Raw genomic sequence first — 21129 nt, 5'->3', positions numbered from 1 at the left:
GAACCGACGTTACTGCGTGACGATGCGCGGCGCGTCTTCGGCCGCCTGGGCCTGCTGCTGTTCATACATGGCCTGGAAATTGATCTCTGCCAGGTGCACTGGAGGGAACCCCCCACGCTGGATCAGGTCAGCGACGTTGGAACGCAGGTAGGGGTAGACGATCTGTGGACAGGCGATGCCCATGATGGGACCCATCTGCTCTTCTGGCAGGTTGCGGATCTCGAAAATGCCGGCTTGTTTGGCCTCCACCAGAAACACCGTCTTGTCCTTGATCTTGGTCGTGACCGTGGCAGTGACGCAAATTTCGTAGACGCCGTCGGCAGCCGGGCTGGCTTCCACACCAAGCTGGATGTCCACAGAGGGCTGTTCCTGCTCCAGAAGGATGGAAGGCGAATTCGGCTGCTCAAGCGAAGCTTCCTTCAGGTAAACGCGCTGGATCTGGAATGTGGGTTCTTGGTTGTCGGCCATGGTGGTGTCTCTGTGGATCAAAAATGAAGCCCGCTGCAGTGAAGGCTTCTCGCAGCGGGCGCTGATGTGGATTATGTCAGCCCCGACCTGCAGGGCCTTTCACTCTGCCTTGAGCATGGGCACCAAGGCGCCACGGGCATCGAGCGCATGCAGATCGTCACAGCCGCCCACATGGGTTTCGCCGATGAAGATCTGCGGCACGCTGGTTCGGCCCGTGATTTCGGTCATGTGGGCTCGCAATGCTTGCTGGCCGTCAACAAAAATCTCATTCAAGTCAGCCACGCCATGCCTTTGAAGCAAGGCCTTTGCGCGGCTGCAGAAAGGGCAATAAGCACTGGTGTACATCGTTACGTTGGCCATCAAAACTCCTGAATCAAACCCAAACAGTCTCTCAAGCTTAGGCTTTTTCCACCGGAAGGCTGGCGGCCTTCCATGCGCCCATGCCCCCGGACAGGGAATGGGCGTTTTCATAACCCAGCTTTTTGGCGATGGCCAGGGCACGGTTGGATCGCGCCCCGGTGGCACACACCAGAATCACCGGCGTGGCCTTGTTCTTGACGGTGCCGGGCAGCTTTGTTTCCAGATCAGCCAGGGGAACGTTCTTGGCGCCAATGACATGTCCACCAGCGAATTCGGTGGCATCGCACACATCCACCACCACCGCCTTGTCACGGTTCATCAGCATCACGGCCTCGGTGGCTTTGAGCGAGCCGGCGCGGCCACCTGCAGAGACAGCCGGCCACACAAGCATGGCTCCGGCGGTGAAGGCCACAGCAATCAAAATCCAGTTTTCGATGAAGAAACTCACAGGGGTACCCTTTCTAGACAACCGTGGATTTTAGAATGTCTGGCTGTCCAGCACGGCGACTCACGTACCCGATCAAGCGACATGCTGTTGTGCCGGGCTTTCTACAAGCGTTATTTCAGTTCTATTCGAATCACTGCCCATGTACAAACTTGTCCTGATTCGCCACGGCGAATCCACCTGGAACCTCGAAAACCGATTCACCGGCTGGACCGATGTGGACCTGACCGCCACCGGCCTGGAGCAGGCGAAGAACGCAGGCCGACTACTGAAGGCCGAGGGCTACGACTTCGATCTGGCCTATACCAGCGTTCTCAAGCGAGCCACCCGCACGCTGTGGCACACCCTCGATGAAATGGATCGCACCTGGCTGCCCGTGGTGCACAGCTGGCGACTGAATGAACGGCACTACGGGGCCTTGCAAGGCTTGAACAAAGCCGATATCGCCAAACAATACGGCGATGAACAGGTGCTGATCTGGCGGCGCAGCTACGACACCCCACCACCGGCGCTGGAGCCAGACGACCTGCGCTGCGAACGCCACGACCGGCGTTACGAGAGGCTCAACCCCAGCGAAGTGCCGCTGACCGAATGCCTCAAGGACACCGTTGCCCGGGTATTGCCATTCTGGAACGAATCGATGGCGCCAGCCATCCGCGCCGGCAAGCGCGTGGTGGTGGCCGCCCACGGCAACAGCATCCGGGCGCTGGTCAAGTACCTTGATGGGGTTTCGGACACCGACATCGTCAACCTGAACATTCCCAACGGTATTCCGCTGGTTTACGAGCTCGATGCCGCCCTGCAGCCGATCAAGAGCGCGTATCTGGGTGATCAGGAAGCGATTGCAAAGGCTGCGGCGGCTGTGGCAGCCCAGGGCAAGGCCTGACCAGGCAGGGCACACGTCGCCGGTGACCCACCGTTGAGCGGGCGCATTCCCACGCTGTGACGGGGTTTACGGAACCGACGGCCATGACACCGCTCCAAGGTGTATATTGGCTCGCCAGTGGGCCAACTGGGCTTGGCGCTGGCGTTAACTTCAGGATATTTCGATGGGCAAACAAGTGAGTCACAAGCTGAGGATTGCGGGCTGGGTGGCCATTGGCGCAGTCGCCGGCGCGCTTACCACGGTGCAGTTTCAGGCCGTGGCCAGGGGCACCATGGCGCCGTTGCCACTGGAAGAGCTGCAACAACTCGCAGCCGTTTTTGGCATGGTCAAGAGCGACTATGTGGAACCAGTGGACGAAAGAAAGCTCATTTCCGACGCCATCACGGGCATGGTCGCCAGCCTGGACCCCCATTCCCAGTACTTCGACAAAAAATCCTTCAAGGAATTCCGAGAGGGCACCAGCGGGCGGTTCGTCGGTGTCGGTATTGAAATCACCATGGAAGACGGCCTTGTCAAGGTGGTGTCACCCATTGAAGATTCGCCCGCGTTTCGTGCGGGCTTGAAAACGGGGGACCTGATCACCAAGATCGACGACACCATGGTCAAGGGCCTGGCGATCAACGATGCGGTGAAACTGATGCGGGGAGAGCCCCGCACCAAGGTGCTGCTCACGATCTTCCGCAAGGACGAGAACCGCACTTTCTCCGTGACCATCACGCGCGAAGAGATCAAGACCCAGAGTGTGAAGTCCAAACTGGTTGAACCCGGCTATGCGTGGGTTCGCGTCTCCCAGTTCCAGGAACGCACCATTGAAGACTTTGCGCGCCGTGTGGAAGACATCTACAAGGCCGATCCCAACATCAAGGGCATGGTCCTCGATTTGCGTAACGATCCAGGCGGTTTGCTGGACGCAGCCGTGGCGCTGTCGGCCGCCTTTCTGCCTGAGAACGTGACGGTGGTTTCCACCAACGGGCAGCTGGAAGACAGCAAGTTCGTTTACAAGGCCGTGCCCCAGCACTATCTGCGCCGGGGCGGCAGCGACCCCATCCGCCGCCTGACCGAGGCAACCAAGGGCGCCTTGCGCACTGTGCCGTTGGTCGTGCTCGTGAACGAAGGCTCGGCCTCTGCCAGTGAAATCGTGGCAGGCGCCCTGCAAGATCACAAGCGCGCCACCATCATGGGCAGCCAGACTTTCGGCAAAGGATCGGTGCAGACGGTGCGGCCACTGGGCCCGGACACAGGCCTCAAGCTCACGACAGCCCGCTATTACACGCCTCTGGGCACCTCCATTCAAGCAAAAGGCATCGTGCCCGATGTGCTTCTGGACGAAACCGCAGAAGGCAATGTGTTCGCTGCCCTGCGGACCCGCGAAGCCGATCTGCAGAAGCACCTCGGCAATGGCGGGGGGGCCATCCCACCGATGACGGACGCTCAACGGGCGGCCGAGCAACGTCGGGACCAGGACCGCGAAGATGCCCGCCGTCGTCTTGAAGATGAAGCGCGCAAGAACCCCGGCCAGCGTCTGGTGCCCGAGTTCGGCAGCGAGCAGGACTTCCAGCTCCAGCAAGCGCTCAACCAGCTCAAAGGCAGACCAGTGCTTGTGAGCAAGACACAGACCATTCGCAGCGAAGAAAAATCCGAAAACTGAGCGGTTTGCTCACGGCGGCAGACACTTGAACGACGACCAGCTTCTTCGGTATTCGCGCCACATCCTGCTCAATGAGCTGGGTGTCGAAGGTCAGGAAAAACTGCTTGCCTCTCACGCCCTCGTGGTTGGAGCGGGTGGCCTGGGCTCGCCGGTGGTGCTCTACATGGGCAGTGCCGGTGTCGGACGCATTTCCATCGTCGATCACGACACGGTCGACGCCACCAACCTGCAACGCCAGATTGCGCACAATCTGTCTCGAGTGGGGCACCCAAAGGCCGAGTCGGCGCGTGATGCGATCGCGGCCATCAACCCTGACGTGGTGGTGAATGTGATCAACCAGCGGGCTGGTCCCGACCTGTTGAATCAGCTGGTAGCTCAGGCCGACGTGGTGCTCGACTGCACAGACAATTTTGAAACACGCCACGCCATCAACCGCGCCTGTGTCGCACACCGCAAACCACTGGTTTCTGGTGCCGCCATCCGCATGGACGGCCAGCTCAGCGTGTTCGATCCCCGCCAGCCAGGCAATCCCTGCTACGCCTGCGTGTTTCCTGAGACCTCCGGCGTGGAAGAAACGCGCTGCGCCACCATGGGGGTGTTCGCTCCCCTTGTGGGGATCGTGGGCACACTGCAGGCCGCCGAAGCGCTCAAGCTGCTGAGCGGCATGGGGTCCCGGCTGGTCGGACGGCTGATGATGATCGACGGCCGGGACATGGCCTTCAACGAAATTGCCTTGCCCCAAAATCCCCACTGCGCGGTCTGCGGCCCGACTGGCGGGCACTGATCCAGACTCCAGAATCCGGGGCATGCTGCCTCAAGGCAGTGGGCAGGATCCATAGCGGCGCCGGAAGTCACGTGGCAGTTCCGGGGCTGGATCGGAAAACAGGCCTTTCCTGTATTCCCGCGCCACCGCTTCTTGTTCGGCATAGGGTCCCAGGCTGCGCCGCCAGCGGTAGGACCAGGCGTGACCAGCGCTGACCAGGCGAGCCGAAACATCTTCACCGCGCACGCTCACACGCACCAACGCCCGGCCATAGTCGTCGTAGCGACGCACTTCCACGAGTACCTCCTGCGCCGTCACCATGGCAGCGAGCGCATCCCGTGATGCCACGCCACCGGTCTGACAGATTTCCGGGGCATCAATGCCATCCAGACGCAATTTTCGGTAGCGACCTCCGGAGAGGGGACGTACCCACAAAGTGTCCCCATCGAACACCCGGGTCACTTTGGCCAGATACACCCTGTCGCCGCTGCTGTTTTTATTGGCCCGGTCCTGGACTGAAACACTCGCAGCCTGCACAACCACAAAAGGTCCAAGGAGCAAAAGCACACCTGCAGACCACGACATGGAAAGACGCCCTGCCGACGCCGATTGAAAAATACCCATGCGCTGAGTCTGCCACCATTGAACACGGCACTCGCACCAAACCCCCAGGCTCAACGCATTGCATGCCCGCGGCAAGCAGGGGTGGACTGAAGGGAGCCTACATGGCCATGTAGCGTCCAGGCCGGTGGTTGATGGCGATCGTCAGATTGAGCACCACCGCGCCCAGCACGGACCAGCCAACCTGCTGCCAGCCAACCACCAGAAAAGCGGCCAGCACGATTGCACAATCCATTGCCATCTGCAGGTGACCTGCGCGCCATCCGAATCGCTCCTGTGCGAAGAGCACCAGCACATTGAAGCCGCCCAGACTGGCCCGGTGGCGAAACAACATCAACATGCCCGTGCCCATCAGCAAACCGCCCAACATCGCCACAAAACCGGTGCTCAGCCTGCCGAAGGTGATCCAGAGAGGTAGCCAGTGCACAAACGCGGCCAGCAACGCAACCGCAGCAAAGGTCTTGAGCGTGAAGCCCATCCCATGCGACGCACCGCCAGGGCGTAGAAAGGCAGGTTGATTGAGAAGAACACCACGCTGAAACTCCAGCCCGTGGCGTAGTGCAGCAAGAATGCCAACCCTGCCGTGCCTCCGGTGAGCAGCCCGGTCTGCTGAAACATGACCACACCCAGGGCAACAAACAAGGTGCCTGCGAGCAAGGCCTGCACGTCCTCGTGCGGTCGGTGCATGCTTGGCAGTTGCGTGGCGGCAGATGACATGGGCGGCGGTATGTGGCGACGCGAAAGAGTGGACGAGACCGGAACGGACGCGCCAGTTGAGACAAGCCATGCACAAGGCAAGCAAAGGTGCACAGTGTCCATCCCTATCGGGCCCGAACCCTTGATACAGGTCAGGACAGACACAGGTGCGGGCCGTTTATCCTGTTTCGATGTCTGAATCCGCATTGCTCCAACCTGGCCCAACCGAAGAACGATGGCAATCTCGCGTGTCTTTCGCGGGTCTGGTCGCTGGCCCGGTGCTGTTCCTGTTGTGCCTTTGGCTGCTTCCCCACGGCGAAGCACTCAGCCAGGCGGGCCGTATCACGACTGGGCTGGGGGTCTGGATGGCGGTCTGGTGGATGACCGAGGCGATTCCACTGCCTGCGACCGCCCTGCTTCCGGTGGTGGCCTTTCCGCTTTCTGGCGTGCAAAGCACAGCTCAGACGCTGCAGCCCTATGCCTCCGACATCATCTTCCTCTTCATGGGCGGCTTCATCATCGGACTGGGCATGCAACGCTGGGGGCTGCACACGCGGCTCGGCCTTTCCATCGTGCGGATGGTGGGTACCTCGCCAGCTCGACTGGTGGCAGGTTTCATGACAGCCACGGCCTTCATGAGCATGTGGATATCGAACACCGCCGCAGCGATGATGATGCTGCCAGTGGGTCTGAGCGTGATCCAGTTGCTGCAGGATCGCACGCCCCTGAGCGACCCGACTGAGCAGCTCTCACTCCGACACTTCCGCACCTGCCTGCTGCTGGGCATCGCCTACGGCGCCTCCATCGGTGGGCTGGGCACCCTCATCGGTTCGCCTCCGAACCTGATTCTGGCGAGCTTTGCCCGCGAGCAGCTCGGCATGGAGATCACCATGCTGGGTTGGATGGCCATGGGCCTTCCCCTGGTGATGGTACTGCTGCCGCTGACCTGGCTCTGGCTTGTGAAGGTGGCGTTTCCGGTCCGCCTGAAGGTCGATGCCAGCACCCGCGAAACCCTCCTGAGCGACCTGAGCAGCAGCGCGCCAATGAGCCGCGGAGAAGCCATCGTGCTCGTGGTCTTTGGCCTCACGGCAACCGGCTGGATGCTGCGCCTGCCATTGTCACAGTGGCTCGACCTCCCCCAGTTGACCGACGCAGCCATCGCCATGACTGGCGCCCTGCTCCTGTTTGTCCTGCCCGTCGACATTCGCCAGCGCAGCTTCGCCATGGACTGGGAAACGGCGGTCAAGCTGCCCTGGGGCATCCTCTTGCTGTTTGGCGGTGGGCTCAGTCTGGCCACCGCCATCAGCACCCATGGCGTGGACGCCTGGCTGGCTTCAGGTTTTTCAGCACTGGCCGGTGTACCCTTGTTCTGGGTGCTGCTGTCGGTGACCACGCTGGTCATTTTCCTGACCGAACTCACCAGCAACACGGCGGTTGCCAACACACTGATGCCGGTGATGGCGGCCGCAGCGGTGGGCCTGGGGGTCGCGCCACTGCCCCTGCTCATGGCGGTGGCCCTGGCCGCGAGCTGTGCGTTCATGCTGCCCGTGGCCACCCCCCCCAACGCCATCATTTATGGTTCAGGACAAGTGGCCATGACCGACATGATGAAGGCAGGGTTCGCCCTGAACCTGCTCTCGTTGCTGGTCATCGCCACCCTCGTTCATTGGCTGGGCGCGTCCCTGACCGGCTGATCCCCAGGAGCGGCTTCAGTCGGGTCTGGGCGGGCTCTGCATGCGTTCACCCAGTCGCTGGTACTCCGTTGGATGGTACTTTTTCAGACGATCCAGCGCCAGCTCCACGTCTTGAACCAGGGTGGCAGCGTCTTTGGTCTTGATCTTCTCGATTTCAGCCTGAATGGCCTTGAGACGCTTCAAAGACATGGCAGCCGCCTCGGACTGGAGCGGGATCTGTTCGGCCAGATCCACCAGGACCTCGGTCAGGAGTCCCAGTTGCCGACCATAAGTGGCCACTTCAAATGCCTGGCGCTCTATCCTCCCATCGCCTGCTGACGCATCGATTCCGTCAAAAAACCAATGGGTTTGCGGGTCGATCCGCTGCGCCACACTGCCGCTGAACGGCAACTGCCACTGGGGCGCGAAGACAAACAACCAAGGAAACATGGACACCTCCTTGTAGAGGTGCCCATTTAAGCGCAAAGGCTGTCGCGGCACATCCCCAAACCGTACGTGCGGCAGACGGGGCAGCACAGCGTTGCGTATCGGTATCTATTATTTGGCGCCCGGGCGCCATCGCCTCGCCACCTAAACCAGCGCGACCCAGGACCCCGCGGGGGGCGGTGAGTGCCGCCCAACGGATCGCGTTCAGAGGTGTTCACGAGGCTTTCCGGAGCGAAGTGCCCCATCCAGAGATACCGGGGATCCGGTGACCACTCGGCAAGGCCACGATGAGCTGCGCCCGATCGGCGGCGAGGCGCACCACCAGAGGCTGATCCGTGCCACAGTTGTATTTCGTTTCGCCATCGGTGGATGGCTGTCTGTCATCAGAACCCATAAAGGGGACACCGCAACAATGGCGCCGAGCACAATCGGTCGTCTGGGGAATCGGGGGGTGCGGATCTGTACAGGACTCCAAGCTGAAGGATCAAAAAAGATCCTGCGCATTTTGGAGACTGAAGACCCTGCAAGCAGCGAAAACCAGGCATCACCGAAGAATTCACACTCTGTCACCCGTGATGAAGTGCAGCTCATTCACAGGGGTCGCGGGATGCGCTCAGCGTGCCAAAAAGGGCGCGTTCAACCAACGGCGAAATCCAGTTCTTGCGCCTGCTTTACGCGGCGGCACTTGCCTGGAACGCATTCGGAACGCACTGCGGCGATGACCAGGTCGTGGGTGCTCCAGAGAGCACACGGCATGCCCTGGCCATGCCGGCAGCCATCACTTCTGGACGAACTGGGTGGCACGCACACCGGCCATGCGAATTTGTTCAGCTTGCTCAGGCGTGGCAATGGGCAGGATTTCACCGGTGCCTACCAGGCCGAGGCGACGGGCTTCCGAATACTCTGCACGCACCTGATCTCGCGTCTTGCCCACACCACGTTCGGCTTGCACAGGTAAAACTTCACCATGTGCAATCAAACCAGCAGCTTGTGCGGTACGTGCCTCTGCCAGCACGGTGGCACGACTCAGGCTCGAGGTGGATGCAGTCGGCAGATCGGGAACAGCTTCCTGGGCCATGGCCAACCCAGCGGTAGCAACGAGAACAAACGGGACAAGGATGCGGGTGGAAAATTTCATGACAGATCCTGAACAAAGTGAAGGTTGAGAGACATTTGCACCGCTTTGTTTGCGGCACAGAACGAACTTTAGAAACCGCAGCTTGCGTTTCATGAACGCGAGGATTACCAATTCGTAATGCAGCAACGGGCTGTTTCTCCGACAATTTCGTCTTTGAATCGCACCTCTGAGTCAGCTCCACGTCCCATGCGCATCCTGGTCATTGAAGACGAAGCCAAACTGGCGGACTACGTCAAGCGCGGTCTCACCGAAGCTGGGCACACGGTGGACGTGGCACGCGACGGCATCGAGGGTCGCTACCTGGCACTCGAAGGGGACTACCAGTTGGTGGTGCTCGACATCATGCTGCCCGGCATTGACGGCTTTGGCGTTCTCTCGGCTTTGCGCCAGCGCCACAGCACACCCGTGCTGATGCTGACCGCACGCGACAGGGTCGAAGACAGGGTGCAAGGCCTCGAGGCCGGTGCAGACGACTACCTTGTGAAGCCATTTGCCTTTTCAGAACTGCTCGCTCGTGTGGGCGCGCTGCTTCGCCGTGGCCCCGCAGCGAATGAAAGTGCCACGGCTCGCATGACGGTGAGCAACCTCGAAATGGACCTGATCAGTCGCAAGGCATGGCGTGCGGGACAGCGACTCGATCTGACGGCCAAAGAATTTTCCTTGCTGGCCCTTCTGGCCCGGCGAAAAGGCCAGATCCTGTCGCGCACCACCATTGCCGAGCAGGTCTGGGACATGAATTTCGACTCCGACACCAACGTGGTTGAGGTCGCGGTGCGCCGCTTGCGCTCCAAGATGGACGACCCGTTCAAGCCCAAATTGCTGCACAACGTGCGGGGCATGGGCTATGTGCTGGAGGAAAGAGCATGAAACGCCCAGACGGCACAGCCCTGCAAACCAACTCAACGGCGGCCCAAACGGGTGCAACGCCATGTGCCTATTCAATCGGCCGGCGCCTTTCTCTGCTACTGGCCATCCAGACGGTGATTGGCCTTGGCGTGCTGCTGGCCATCATCTACGGTGCCACCACCATGCTTTTCAAGATGAAGCACGAAGAGCAGATGCGCACCTACAGTGGTGTGCTGGTGGATGTGATCAGGGAAGCCAGGGAGCACGGCGGCGAGCCAGAGGTTCTGGCCAAACTGGATTGGCTGGCCGAGCGGAGCCCGGGCTTCTATCTGGAGGTGGAAAGAGCGGATGGCAGCACGCTTCACCGGGACACGCCCCCCTCTTTCGACCTCGCCGAAAGCATCACACGGTCCATGGCGTTCACCGTACCCACCGCCGGTGGCGAACCGATGTACCGGGGGCAGCTCGTTCTTGATCGCACGCAAGACGCCAAGACCGGCAGGCGGGTGGCAATGCTTCTGATCGCCTCGGTCATCGCCGGGGCTGCCCTGGTGGGTTGGGGCACTTTCTGGCGTGTCCGGTGCAGTTTGCGGCCCCTGATCGATCTGGCCGCGCAAACCAAGGCCATTGATGCGCGACGGCTGGGGCAACGCCTCACGCTGCCCGAACCGGTGGAAGAACTCCAGCCCCTGATCGATCAGTTCAACGGCCTCATGCACCGGGTGGAGCGCACCTACATGCAGCTCGAAGGCTTCAATGCCGACGTGGCCCACGAACTCCGAACCCCACTGGCCACGCTGATCGGGCACACCGAACTGGCGTTGAGCCGGGAGAGGAGCGCCGAAGAACTGACTGAAACCCTCGCCTCCAACCTGGAAGAACTCCAGCGCATGGCGGCCATCGTCAACGACATGCTCTTCCTCGCACAGGCCGACCGGGGGGTCAAAGCCCGGCGAGGCGCGCCTGTCGGCCTGGCCCAACTGGTGCAGCAGGTGGTGGAATTCCATGAAGCCGCCATCGAAGAATCGGGTCTGACCGTAGCCATCGAAGGCGATGTCAGCCTGCCAATCGACGAGCCGCTGGTCAAGCGCGCACTCTCCAATCTGCTGGGCAACGCCATCCGTTTTGCCGACAGGGGCTCACGCCTGTCTGTGCACATTGCGCGGGACCATGATCATTCCGTGAAACTCTGGGTGGAAAACGTCGGTCCCAGCATCGACGCCACCCACCTCCCGCGACTTTTTGACCGATTTTTTCGCGTGGATTCCGCGCGAAGTGAGCCCAATCCAGAGCGCCAGCATCATGGCCTGGGACTTTCCATCGTGGCAGCCATTGCCCGCATGCACGATGGATTCCCCACAGCCGAGTCGAGCAACGGCACCACCCGGGTGGGGTTTAGCCTGTTGGTACCCGAGCCTGGTCTGGCTGCGTGAGCTGAAATCTCGCCACCCAGGAAAACGCGTCAGTCGGCCAGGAACAGTGTCTGCAGATCGCTCAGAAAATCAAACCCCCGGATGGTGGGTTTCACCTGCGAGCTTTCAACTGTCACGAAACCTTGGTCCTGCGCCTTCTGCAGGGCCACTTCGATGCTGGAGAGCGGCAAGCCAGTGCGTTCGGAGAATTGCTGGAGGGTGAAGCCGTCCCTGAGTCGCAGTGCATTGAGCATGAACTCGAACGGAAGCTCTTTGCGGGCAACTTCCTCTGCGCTGACCACGGCGTCTCCAGCAATGGCTCGATCCATGTACAACCGGGGATCGCGCACACGCACCGGTCGGCCTATTCGATGCGCGAAGCTGAGCTTGCTGTGCGCGCCGGCGCCGATGCCCAGGTAGTCGCCAAACTGCCAGTAGTTCGTGTTGTGCCAGCAACGGTGCCCCCCTCGCGCGTAGGCCGACACCTCATACCGCTCCAGACCTGCACTGCCTGTGGCCTCGGTGATCAGGTCCAGCATGTCCCAGGCATCGTCCTCCTGCGGCAACGCCGGCGGGTACTTTGCAAAGTAGGTGTTGGGCTCCAGCGTGAGGTGGTAGATGGAAATGTGCGGTGGCGAAAACGACAACGCGGTGCGAATGTCCTTTTCGCATTGAGCCAGGGACTGGCCCGGTAGCGCGTACATGATGTCAAGGTTGAAGGTTTCGAACGAACGGGCGGCCTCTTCGACTGCGGACATTGCCTGGTCAGCGTTGTGCACCCGGCCCAGCGCCTTCAGGTGCTGATCATTGAAGCTTTGCACGCCGATCGACAAGCGTGTCACACCGGCCTTGTGAAAGGCACGGAAACGGTCCTTCTCGAAAGTGCCCGGATTGGCCTCCAGCGTGATCTCGGCGTCGGCATCCAGACGCACAAGGGAGCGGATATCGCCCAGCAAACGATCGATGGCAGCAGGCGAGAACAGGCTGGGCGTGCCGCCGCCAATGAACACACTGTGTACCGGTCGCCCCCAGATAAGAGGCAGAGAAGCCTCAAGGTCGGCGCGTAAGGCGTCCAGGTAGCGCGCTTCTGGCAGCGGTTCATCGGCTCCAGCGTTGGCCATCCATTCGTGGGAATTGAAGTCGCAGTACGGACACTTCTTCAGACACCACGGCAGATGCACGTAGAGCGAAAGCGGCGGCAGGCTTTGCAGTTGCAAGGTGCCTGGCCGCATCCAGTGGCTCACGTCGTTCCATGCCGCCTGGGGCGACTTGTCCCGGTTCTTTTCGATCTCTCGGGGCCAGGTCATCGGCGCCGGTTTGCCCGCAGTCATTTCGTCGCTTCTGCGGGCAATGCGAACCAGCGCTCGCGCATCAGCGCCAGCATCTGCCGCACCGCACGGCCCCGGTGGCTGTTGGCGTTCTTCACCTCGGTGGGCAGTTCGGCAAAGGTCCGGCCGAATTCGGGCAAGAACATCACCGGGTCAAAGCCGAAACCGTTGGTTCCCGCAGGCTCGCGCGTGATCAGTCCCGGAGCTCGACCGGTTGCCACCAGCGGCTCGGGGTCGTCCGCGCTGCGCAACGCCACCAGCGTGCTGACCAGCGCAGCGCGCCGGTCATTCATGTCATTCATTTGTTCGAGCAAGGCACGCACATTGTTGTCATCGCCTTTTTCATACCCAAACCGGGTGGCATAAAAGGCGGTGTCCACACCGGGTAATCCGCCAAAGGCTTCCACACACAGTCCCGCATCGTCGGCAACCGCCGGCAAGCCACTCAGCTGGGCGGCGTGGCGGGCTTTGGCCAAAGCGTTTTCAACAAAGGTCCGGTGGGGCTCGGGCGCCTCTGGAATGCCCAGCTCTCCCTGTGGCACCAGTTCCACGCCCAGCGGCGCAAAAAGGGCCTGCAGCTCGGCCAGCTTGCCCGCGTTGTTGGATGCCAGTACCAGCTTCATTCAGGCCAGACCAAGGGCGCGGCGCTGCAGGGCCACGAGCTCGCCAATGCCCTTTTCTGCCAGTTCCAGCAGTGAATCCATTTCGCGCCGAGTGAATGCCGCGCCTTCGGCCGTACCCTGCACCTCCACGAAATGACCGGCCCCGGTCATCACCACATTCATGTCGGTGTCACAGGCCGCGTCTTCCACGTACTCCAGGTCGAGCAGGCTTTGACCCTGAAGGAGGCCCACAGAAATGGCAGCCACGTGGTCCTTGATCGGTGAGGCCGACAACTTGCCTTCCTTGAGCAGTTTGCCCACCGCATCATGCGCCGCCACAAACGCGCCAGTGATGCTGGCGGTGCGCGTGCCGCCATCGGCCTGGATGACGTCGCAGTCCAGCGAAATCGTACGCTCACCCAATGCCTTCAGGTCGAACACAGCGCGCAAGGAACGCCCGATCAGTCGCTGGATTTCCTGGGTACGCCCGCTCTGCTTGCCGCGGGCGGCCTCCCGGTCGCTGCGGGTGTGGGTAGCACGCGGCAACATGCCGTACTCGGCCGTCACCCAGCCTTCTCCGCTGCCGCGCTTGTGCGGCGGCACCTTTTCTTCCACCGAGGCGGTGCACAAGACCTTGGTCTGGCCGAATTCGATCAGTACCGATCCCTCGGCATGAATGGTGTAGCCACGGGTGATGCGAACGTCGCGCAACGCATCTGGGGCCCTTTGGCCCGGTCGGATCGATACTGTCATGGAAGGAAAGTTGGGTTTCAGAGTTTGCGTTCGGCCGTGCGGCGGATCGCTTCATTGATCTCGGCGATCGATCGTTCGATGGCCTCATCGTCCATGTCCTCGATGGTCGGATCGGGCACGCCGGACTGGATGGTGGAGGCGAACACGCCATCCTCGATGTCTTCGGTGGACACGCTGGTCGACTGGAATTCTTCAGGCGTTTCCCATTCCATGGCCAGCACGGTCACGTTGTCGCACCGGGCCCCACCCCGTTTGAGTGCCATTTCCACCAGTTCGGGCACCGCCTGCTCCAACGGACGCTTGGAAAGCTCTGAAGCAATCTCCAAGTCCTTCACCGTGCCCCACAAACCGTCCGAACACAACAGGACGCGATCGCCCTGCTGCAACTGGAGTGGTCCCGAAAGGTCATAGACCGGTTTCGCGGGTGAACCCAGGCAAGTGAACAGGATGTTGCGGTTGATGTGGTCGGTCGCCTTACCGAGGTGCGCCTGTTGTTCCATGTACGAGTGGTCCCGTGTGCGGGTGAGCAACTTGCCGTCTCGCACGATGTAGAGGCGGGAGTCACCACAGTGCACCCAGTGCATGTGGTTGCGCTCCATGACCGCCGCCACCAGGGTGGTTCGCGGCGTGTCCAGCATGCCTTTTTCAGACGCATACCGAATGATCTGGTGGTGCGCGGCCATCAAGGCACTGGAGAGAAACTCTGCCACCTCTCGCACGGTGGGATTCGCCGCTTTCTGGAAGTAGGCAGAAAATGTCTGAAGTGCAAGCTGTGCGGCCATCGCACCTTCAGGGTGCCCCCCCATACCGTCGGCCAGCACAAAGAGCCCTGCCTCGCGGGTGTAGGCATAGCCCATGCGATCTTCGTTTCGCTCACGACCGCCCTGCCGGCTGATCTGGTAGACCGAAAACTTCATCGAAACTTGGTGCCAGCGTTCGTGGACTTGCGCATGCCGGACTTCTTGTTGTCCGACACGATGCTGTCAAATTGCAGGCGCATCTTCTCGGCCACTGTCAGCTTGGTGTAGCTGCGTTCGGTCTCCCGGCTCAGCTCCTTCTGCAAGGCGAACACCGATTGCGGACGGGACAGAGGATCGAGTGACATGCACCATTCCACCACTTCGATGAGATTGTCCGAATACACGCCGCGCAGGCGGGACAAAGCGAGCGACAGGCGGTCCTTTTCCAGTCGCTGCGGCGCGTCGTTGGGCGGATAACCCTGCATGCTGGCGTAAATGCAGGCGCCAATGGCATAAATGTCGGTCCACGGGCCCATGGAGGAGTCCCGGCGGTACATCTCCGGTGCGGCGAATCCCGGCGTGTACATGGGCCGAATGAAATTACCCTCTTTGCTCAGCACCTCGCGCGCTGCGCCAAAGTCGATCAGCACGGCCCGGTTGTCATCGGTGACGAAGATGTTGGCTGGCTTGATATCCAGGTGAAGCATCTTGTGCTGGTGCACGATACGCAAACCGCGCAGCACCTCGTCGTACAACGAGCGAATGGTGGATTCGCGAAACACCTTCTGCTTTTTTTGCTCTCTCGCCGTGATGATGAATTCTTGAAGGGACGCACCTTCAAGGTAGTTCATCACCATGTACACCGTTTCGTTTTCGCGAAAGAAATTCAGCACGCTGACCACCGAAGCGTGCGAAATCTGCGCCAGGGCCCGACCCTCTTCGAAAAAACTCTTGAGGCCAAGCCGGTACAGCGAGAGCTTTTCAGGCTGCACCTGGGGCAGCAATTCCCCTGGAGCACGCGAGGCAAGCGAGGATGGCAGGTATTCCTTGACGGCCACTTGCTGGCCCTCGGTGTCCACAGCCAGATATACGACACCAAAACCACCCGCCGCAACCTTGCGAACGATGCGATAACCACCGATGACGGTGTCGGGTGGCAAGGGGGCGGGTTTGACCTTTGACATAATTCGGATGGATTCCGGAACGCCTCGTTTTGGACCAGACAACCTGATGGGGCACAGTTCAATGGCAGTTTACAGCATGACCGGCTACGCGACAGGCCAGTCCGGAGGCTCTGCAGAAGCCAGATCACCAGAGAACGCCCGGGATGTCCAGCCATCGGTGGGCGTGGAAATTCGATCGGTGAACAGCCGGTTTCTGGATCTGTCCTTCAAGTTGCCGGACGATCTGCGCGGCACCGAACCGGCCCTCAGGGAAATGCTGACGGCCAAGCTCAAACGTGGAAAGGTCGAGGTTCGCGCATGGATTGAAGGCCGAGCGGAATCCGGCCCGCGCTCACCCAGCACGCTGGAGCTACAAAAACTGGTGGGGCTCCAGGACAATGTGCGGGCATGGCTGCCCACCGCTGCCCCCTTGTCCGTCGCAGAGGTGCTGCAGCTGTCCTCCCGCAATCCGTTTGATGCGAGTGATCTGCACAAACCCTTGATGGCGCTCGCCGCCAAGGCGTTGGACAATCTGCTCTCAGCCCGAGCTCGGGAGGGCCAGCGACTGACGGACATGTTGCTCGATCGTCTGAGTCAATTGCGCCAGTTGGCGCACGATGCCCAGCCGCTGATCCCACAAATGGTGGCGCAGCAGCGCCAGCGCTTCATTGACCGATGGAACGATGCGTTGGTGGCATCCGCCAGTGCGGTGACGGGCAATACCGTGGCCCCCGAGATGGCCCATGAAAGGGCTTTGACGGAAGCCACCGCTTTTGCCATCCGCATCGATGTGGCCGAAGAGCTCACGCGGCTGGATTCGCATCTGATCGAGATAGAGCGGTTGTTGAAAAAAGGTGCCGAAGTGGGCAAGCGGCTTGACTTCCTGATTCAGGAACTGCATCGCGAAGCCAATACGCTGGGGTCCAAATCGTCCAACATCGAATTGACCCGGATTTCTGTGGACATGAAAGTGCTGATTGAACAGATGCGCGAACAAGTCCAGAACATTGAATAGCCAGAATTTCATGCAATACCCCGGAAACCTGTTCGTTGTGGCTGCACCCAGTGGTGCGGGCAAGTCCAGCCTGGTCAAGGCCCTGATGGAACTCGACGCCCGTGTCGTGCCCTCCGTTTCGCACACCACGCGACCTCCCAGGGGGCAGGAGCTGCATGGACGGGAGTACTACTTCGTCTCAAAGGAGACCTTTGACCAGATGGTGATTCAGGGAGCCTTCCTTGAATGGGCCATGGTGCATGGCAACCGCTACGGCACGTCAAAAACGGCGATCGAGCAGCGCATGGCTCAGGGTGCCGACGTGGTGCTGGAGATCGACTTCCAGGGCGCGATCCAGGTCAAGCGGATTTTTCCGAACGCCGTGCTCGTGTTCATCCTGCCTCCGAGCTGGGACGAGCTGCGATCGCGGCTGGAACGCCGTGCCGAGGACACCCCCGATGTGATCGAGCTGCGACTTCAGAATGCCGCCACGGAAATGAGCCACGCCCGGGAGTTCGATTTCGTTATAATCAATGAGTTGTTTGAACGGGCCTTGTTCGACCTCAAGGCCATCGTCCATGCCCAGCGGCTCAAGTTTGCCGCCCAACGTATCGCCAGGAGCGAAACGTTCAGCGCACTCAACATCGCCTGATTCACCGAAATACCCCGGAGCCCACACATGGCACGCATCACTGTCGAAGACTGCCTGGAAAAAATCCCGAACCGCTTTCAGCTTGTGCTGGCAGCGACCTACCGCGCCAGAATGCTCAGCCAGGGCCACGCCCCCAAGATTGAAAGCAAGAACAAGCCAGGCGTCACTGCCCTGCGCGAGATTGCCGAAGGCAAGATTGGCCTTGAGATGCTCAAGAAGGTCCCCCTCTGATTCAGCGGGTTTCACTCTCCAGAAAGCACCGCTTGGCGGTGCTTTTTTGTTTCTGTGTCCGGGCCAATTGCGCCCATAGACAGCCTTCCATGGCGCACGCGGCCAATTCCTCCCATCTCGCGCTAAAGTAGTGGCATGAGTCCCGCGGCCCCAACCAGTGTTTTCGCGCCTGCAGAAGTGCCTTCGCACCCTGCAGTGAGTGCCGCTGCGGCCAGTTTTGCCGCGCTGGTCGGAAAGCTGGACTACATGACGCCGGTCGAGGTCGAGAGCGTGCGCCAGGCCTACCGGGTCGCCGATGAGGCTCACCTCGGACAATTGCGCAAGAACGGTGACCCCTACATCACCCACCCCATCGCAGTGGCTGCCCAGTGTGCGGAATGGAAGCTGGACGCCCAGGCGCTGATGGCAGCGCTCATGCACGACGTGATCGAAGACTGTGGCATCACCAAACCGGAGCTGGTGGAGCGGTTCGGATCTCCGGTGGCCGAGCTCGTCGACGGGCTGACCAAACTGGAAAAGCTCGAATTCGATACGCGTGAGCAGAACCAGGCCGAGTCGTTTCGCAAGATGCTGCTGGCGATGGCGAAAGACGTTCGCGTCATCCTGATCAAGCTCGCCGATCGCACCCACAACATGCGCACCATGGGAGACATGCCGCGCAGCAAGTGGGAACGCATCAGCAGCGAAACGCTGGAGATCTACGCTCCCATCGCTCACCGCCTGGGCCTGAACTTCACCTACCGGGAACTGCAGGATCTGGCTTTCCGCCATCTGCATCCTTGGCGCTATGAGGTGCTTCGCAAGGCATTGAACAAGTCCCGCACCCGCCGTAGAGACCTCATTGGCCGGGTGGAACAGGAAGTCGAAGCCCTTTTTTCCCAGCATGGCATGCCGGTCCGCATCCTCGGACGAGAGAAGACCCTGTATTCGGTGTACCGAAAAATGGACAACAAGCACCTGTCCTTCTCGCAGGTGACCGACATCTACGGCTTTCGGATCGTGGTCCCCGAACTGACCGATTGCTACACCGGCATGGGCATCCTGCACCAGCTCTACAAACCATTGCCTGGCAAGTTCAGAGACTACGTGGCCATTCCCAAGGTCAATGGCTACCAGTCCCTGCACACCACGCTGATCGGCCCGTTCGGGACCAACATCGAGTTTCAGTTGCGCACCCACGCCATGGATGTGGTGGCCGAATCCGGCGTCGCTGCGCACTGGCTGTACAAAGCCAGCGAGCCCAACAGCGACACGTCTCAACGGCTGGGCACGCAGTGGTTGCAATCGCTGCTGGACATTCAACAAGAGACTCACGACGCCAGCGAGTTCTGGGACCACATCAAGATCGACCTCTTTCCCGATGCGGTGTATGTGTTCACCCCGAAGAGCAAGATCATGGCGCTGCCACGGGGTGCAACCGTGATGGACTTCGCCTATGCCATTCACAGCGACGTGGGCAACCGCACCGTGGCGGCGCGTATCAACGGCGAGCAATTGCCCTTGCGCACCGAGCTCAACAACGGGGACGTGGTGGAAATCGTTACCGCGGCCAGCGCAGAGCCCAACCCCGCGTGGCTGTCGTTCGTGAAGACCGGGCGGGCAAGGTCCAAGATTCGCCACTACCTCAAGACCATGGCACAGGAAAAGGCCCATGTGCTCGGGGAGCGCATGCTGAATCAGGCATTGCGCTCCGAAGGCATCGCGGCACTGCCCCTTGAAGATGACGAGTACCGCGCGACCTGGGACAAGCTCCTGCGCTTCACGGGCAACAAGAGCCGTATCGAGCTGCTGTCCGACATTGGCATGGGCAAGCGCATTGCCGGCATGGTGGGCAAGAAGCTTGCCGTGCTGCTCTCGGAAACGGGCCTCAAGCCAGACGCCTTGCTCATCAGCACCGAACGCTACGCTTCAGGCGCAGATGAGTCGATGTCTCAGGGCATGGTCACGCTGGACGGCAGCGAGGGCTTGTCGGTGCAATACGCGCCATGTTGCAAGCCCATCCCGGGCGATCGTATCGTGGGCTACCTGGGGCGCGGAGAAGGCCTGATCGTGCACGCGGAAGACTGCCCCACAGGCAAGCGTCTTCTGGCACGCGACAGCGAACGGTTTCTGGAGGTCGAGTGGGCAGACGAGCCCTTGCGCTCGTTCGACACCACATTGCTGGTCACAGTCACCAACGGCAAAGGCGTGCTGGCTCGCGTGGCCTCAGCCATCGCAGCCGCTGAAGCCGACATCACTCACGTTGACATGGGCAACGAGCCGGCCCAATCTGCCACCGACATCCGTTTTCTTGTTTCAGTACGAGACCGGGTGCATCTGGCGGACGTGCTGCGAAGCCTCAAGCGCACGCCCTCGGTGCTCAAGGCGCAGAGATTCAAGCCTTCGAAACCTTGACGGGTTTTCAGTCTCGCCCTGGCGCAGGGTAGGACACCGACAGCACCTCCAGCACCTGCGGCCCGTCGGGTAGCACCAGTCGAACCTCGTCGCCCACACGTGACTTGAGCAAAGCGCGGGCCACTGGCGACACCCAGCTGATCTGGGCCTGTGCACTGTCGGCCTCGTCGATGCCGAGAATCGTCACGGTGGTTTCTTCTCCTGCCGAATCAGCGTATGTCACTGTCGCGCCAAAGTAGACATGCTCACCGCCGAAGTGCGACGACGCATCCACCACCTCGGCAATCTCCAGGCGCCGCGTCAGAAATCGAATGCGCCGATCGATTTCACGCAGGCGCTTCTTGCCGTAGAGGTAGTCGCCATTTTCTGAACGGTCACCGTTGCTCGCTGCCCAATGTACGATCTCCACGATTCTGGGGCGCTCCTCGTCAATGAGCGCAAAGAGCTCGCTTTTCAGCCGCTCGTATCCAGCCCGCGTGATGTAGTTCTTGCCATCAGGCGCACTGGGTACAGGAGGATCTTCGTCATCCTCGTCGCGATCGGTTTCGCGGGTGAAAGCCTTGCTCATGAAACACCAGAAACGAACAGGTCGGGGGGGCAACACACCACCCAAGCGGGTGTAAAGGCAGAAAATGAAAAAGCCTGCAGCTTTTGGCTGCAGGCTTTCATTTATGGTGCGGCTGGCAGGAATCGAACCCACGACCCCTTGGTTCGTAGCCAAGTACTCTATCCAGCTGAGCTACAGCCGCGCAAGCCCTGCAGTATAGCATGGCTTTTTTGGTAGGCCGTGTAGGACTTGAACCTACGACCAAAGGATTATGAGTCCTCTGCTCTAACCAACTGAGCTAACGGCCCTACGGAATGCGCAT

The 21129-nt window shown here is 60.7% G+C and carries 22 protein-coding genes, 2 tRNA genes and 1 pseudogene; 10 read left to right on the top strand and 15 right to left on the bottom strand.

What is annotated here, in order from left to right:
- Window positions 1-9: 9 nt before the first annotated feature.
- From secB to Q7V46_RS12590, 3 genes are all read right to left on the bottom strand, one after another.
- The gene (gene secB / locus Q7V46_RS12600; RefSeq protein ID WP_304913884.1) at window positions 10-468 is read right to left on the bottom strand and encodes a protein-export chaperone SecB; all 459 of its coding nucleotides are present in this window, start codon (window positions 466-468) and stop codon (window positions 10-12) included.
- Between the two features lie 99 nt (window positions 469-567).
- Complete coding sequence (gene grxC, locus Q7V46_RS12595) at window positions 568-828, bottom strand: glutaredoxin 3 (RefSeq protein WP_304913883.1); 261 nt, start codon at window positions 826-828, stop codon at window positions 568-570.
- 37 nt (window positions 829-865) lie between these two features.
- Window positions 866-1276 carry a rhodanese-like domain-containing protein gene (locus Q7V46_RS12590; protein WP_304913882.1) on the bottom strand — a complete coding sequence of 137 codons (411 nt, stop codon included), beginning with the start codon at window positions 1274-1276 and terminating at the stop codon, window positions 866-868.
- A 139-nt stretch (window positions 1277-1415) separates the two neighbouring features.
- On the opposite strand from Q7V46_RS12590, the gene gpmA reads away from it, so the two are divergent.
- The 3 genes from gpmA to Q7V46_RS12575 all read left to right on the top strand — a co-directional run bounded on the left by gpmA (window position 1416) and on the right by Q7V46_RS12575 (window position 4591).
- Window positions 1416-2159, top strand: coding sequence for a 2,3-diphosphoglycerate-dependent phosphoglycerate mutase (gene gpmA / locus Q7V46_RS12585; RefSeq protein WP_304913881.1), 744 nt, complete (start codon window positions 1416-1418; stop codon window positions 2157-2159).
- 175 nt (window positions 2160-2334) lie between these two features.
- Window positions 2335-3807, top strand: coding sequence for a S41 family peptidase (locus Q7V46_RS12580; protein ID WP_304913908.1), 1473 nt, complete (start codon window positions 2335-2337; stop codon window positions 3805-3807).
- 25 nt (window positions 3808-3832) lie between these two features.
- Complete coding sequence (locus tag Q7V46_RS12575; RefSeq protein ID WP_304913880.1) at window positions 3833-4591, top strand: molybdopterin-synthase adenylyltransferase MoeB; 759 nt, start codon at window positions 3833-3835, stop codon at window positions 4589-4591.
- Between the two features lie 30 nt (window positions 4592-4621).
- On the opposite strand, the gene Q7V46_RS12570 is transcribed toward Q7V46_RS12575, so the two are convergent.
- Together Q7V46_RS12570 and Q7V46_RS12565 are read right to left on the bottom strand one after the other, a co-directional pair.
- Window positions 4622-5155, bottom strand: coding sequence for a thermonuclease family protein (locus tag Q7V46_RS12570; RefSeq protein WP_304913879.1), 534 nt, complete (start codon window positions 5153-5155; stop codon window positions 4622-4624).
- Between the two features lie 136 nt (window positions 5156-5291).
- Window positions 5292-5908, bottom strand: a pseudogene (locus Q7V46_RS12565) (YitT family protein).
- Between the two features lie 170 nt (window positions 5909-6078).
- On the opposite strand from Q7V46_RS12565, the gene Q7V46_RS12560 reads away from it, so the two are divergent.
- Window positions 6079-7581, top strand: a complete 1503-nt coding sequence (locus Q7V46_RS12560) for an SLC13 family permease (protein WP_304913878.1) — start codon at window positions 6079-6081, stop codon at window positions 7579-7581.
- A gap of 15 nt (window positions 7582-7596) precedes the next feature.
- On the opposite strand, the gene Q7V46_RS12555 is transcribed toward Q7V46_RS12560, so the two are convergent.
- Window positions 7597-8010 (bottom strand): hypothetical protein, encoded by a 414-nt coding sequence (locus tag Q7V46_RS12555; protein ID WP_304913877.1) that lies wholly within the window; start codon window positions 8008-8010, stop codon window positions 7597-7599.
- Between the two features lie 775 nt (window positions 8011-8785).
- The gene (locus Q7V46_RS12550) at window positions 8786-9238 is read right to left on the bottom strand and encodes a DUF4148 domain-containing protein (protein WP_304913876.1); all 453 of its coding nucleotides are present in this window, start codon (window positions 9236-9238) and stop codon (window positions 8786-8788) included.
- 93 nt (window positions 9239-9331) lie between these two features.
- Between Q7V46_RS12550 and Q7V46_RS12545 the strand changes: the two genes are divergently transcribed.
- The gene (locus tag Q7V46_RS12545) at window positions 9332-10012 is read left to right on the top strand and encodes a heavy metal response regulator transcription factor (RefSeq protein WP_304913875.1); all 681 of its coding nucleotides are present in this window, start codon (window positions 9332-9334) and stop codon (window positions 10010-10012) included.
- Window positions 10009-11424, top strand: coding sequence for a heavy metal sensor histidine kinase (locus Q7V46_RS12540; RefSeq protein WP_304913874.1), 1416 nt, complete (start codon window positions 10009-10011; stop codon window positions 11422-11424). The genes Q7V46_RS12545 and Q7V46_RS12540 overlap by 4 nt, the downstream gene beginning before the upstream one ends.
- A 29-nt stretch (window positions 11425-11453) precedes the next feature.
- On the opposite strand, the gene hemW is transcribed toward Q7V46_RS12540, so the two are convergent.
- From hemW to Q7V46_RS12515, 5 genes are all read right to left on the bottom strand, one after another.
- The gene (gene hemW / locus Q7V46_RS12535) at window positions 11454-12635 is read right to left on the bottom strand and encodes a radical SAM family heme chaperone HemW (protein WP_370690340.1); all 1182 of its coding nucleotides are present in this window, start codon (window positions 12633-12635) and stop codon (window positions 11454-11456) included.
- 95 nt (window positions 12636-12730) lie between these two features.
- Complete coding sequence (gene rdgB, locus Q7V46_RS12530; RefSeq protein WP_304913873.1) at window positions 12731-13354, bottom strand: RdgB/HAM1 family non-canonical purine NTP pyrophosphatase; 624 nt, start codon at window positions 13352-13354, stop codon at window positions 12731-12733.
- Complete coding sequence (gene rph, locus Q7V46_RS12525; protein WP_304913872.1) at window positions 13355-14086, bottom strand: ribonuclease PH; 732 nt, start codon at window positions 14084-14086, stop codon at window positions 13355-13357.
- 17 nt (window positions 14087-14103) lie between these two features.
- A complete protein-coding gene (locus Q7V46_RS12520; RefSeq protein ID WP_304913871.1) occupies window positions 14104-15003 on the bottom strand; it encodes a PP2C family serine/threonine-protein phosphatase in 900 nt (299 codons plus the stop codon).
- Window positions 15000-16010 (bottom strand): serine/threonine-protein kinase, encoded by a 1011-nt coding sequence (locus Q7V46_RS12515; RefSeq protein ID WP_304913870.1) that lies wholly within the window; start codon window positions 16008-16010, stop codon window positions 15000-15002. The genes Q7V46_RS12520 and Q7V46_RS12515 overlap by 4 nt, the downstream gene beginning before the upstream one ends.
- Window positions 16011-16071: 61 nt before the next feature.
- Between Q7V46_RS12515 and Q7V46_RS12510 the strand changes: the two genes are divergently transcribed.
- The 4 genes from Q7V46_RS12510 to Q7V46_RS12495 all read left to right on the top strand — a co-directional run bounded on the left by Q7V46_RS12510 (window position 16072) and on the right by Q7V46_RS12495 (window position 20260).
- A complete protein-coding gene (locus Q7V46_RS12510) occupies window positions 16072-17004 on the top strand; it encodes a YicC/YloC family endoribonuclease (RefSeq protein ID WP_304913906.1) in 933 nt (310 codons plus the stop codon).
- Between the two features lie 10 nt (window positions 17005-17014).
- Complete coding sequence (gene gmk, locus Q7V46_RS12505) at window positions 17015-17635, top strand: guanylate kinase (protein ID WP_304913869.1); 621 nt, start codon at window positions 17015-17017, stop codon at window positions 17633-17635.
- 27 nt (window positions 17636-17662) lie between these two features.
- Entirely contained in the window at window positions 17663-17866 is a 204-nt protein-coding gene (rpoZ, locus tag Q7V46_RS12500; RefSeq protein WP_056272051.1) for a DNA-directed RNA polymerase subunit omega, read from the top strand.
- Between the two features lie 135 nt (window positions 17867-18001).
- Window positions 18002-20260 carry a bifunctional (p)ppGpp synthetase/guanosine-3',5'-bis(diphosphate) 3'-pyrophosphohydrolase gene (locus tag Q7V46_RS12495; protein WP_304913868.1) on the top strand — a complete coding sequence of 753 codons (2259 nt, stop codon included), beginning with the start codon at window positions 18002-18004 and terminating at the stop codon, window positions 20258-20260.
- Window positions 20261-20267: 7 nt separating this feature from the next.
- Here Q7V46_RS12495 and greB read toward each other — a convergent pair whose 3' ends face one another.
- The 3 genes from greB to Q7V46_RS12480 form a co-directional block, all read right to left on the bottom strand.
- Window positions 20268-20828 (bottom strand): transcription elongation factor GreB, encoded by a 561-nt coding sequence (greB, locus tag Q7V46_RS12490; RefSeq protein ID WP_304913867.1) that lies wholly within the window; start codon window positions 20826-20828, stop codon window positions 20268-20270.
- Between the two features lie 104 nt (window positions 20829-20932).
- A tRNA-Arg gene (locus Q7V46_RS12485) sits at window positions 20933-21009 on the bottom strand.
- Window positions 21010-21038: 29 nt separating this feature from the next.
- Window positions 21039-21115: transfer RNA gene (locus tag Q7V46_RS12480), tRNA-Ile, on the bottom strand.
- Window positions 21116-21129: the final 14 nt, after the last annotated feature.

It is taken from the genome of Hydrogenophaga sp. (assembly GCF_030651625.1).
Classification (GTDB): domain Bacteria; phylum Pseudomonadota; class Gammaproteobacteria; order Burkholderiales; family Burkholderiaceae_C; genus Hydrogenophaga.
Note: the sequence above shows the minus strand (reverse complement) of the source record. Positions and strands in the feature narration are given on the sequence as shown.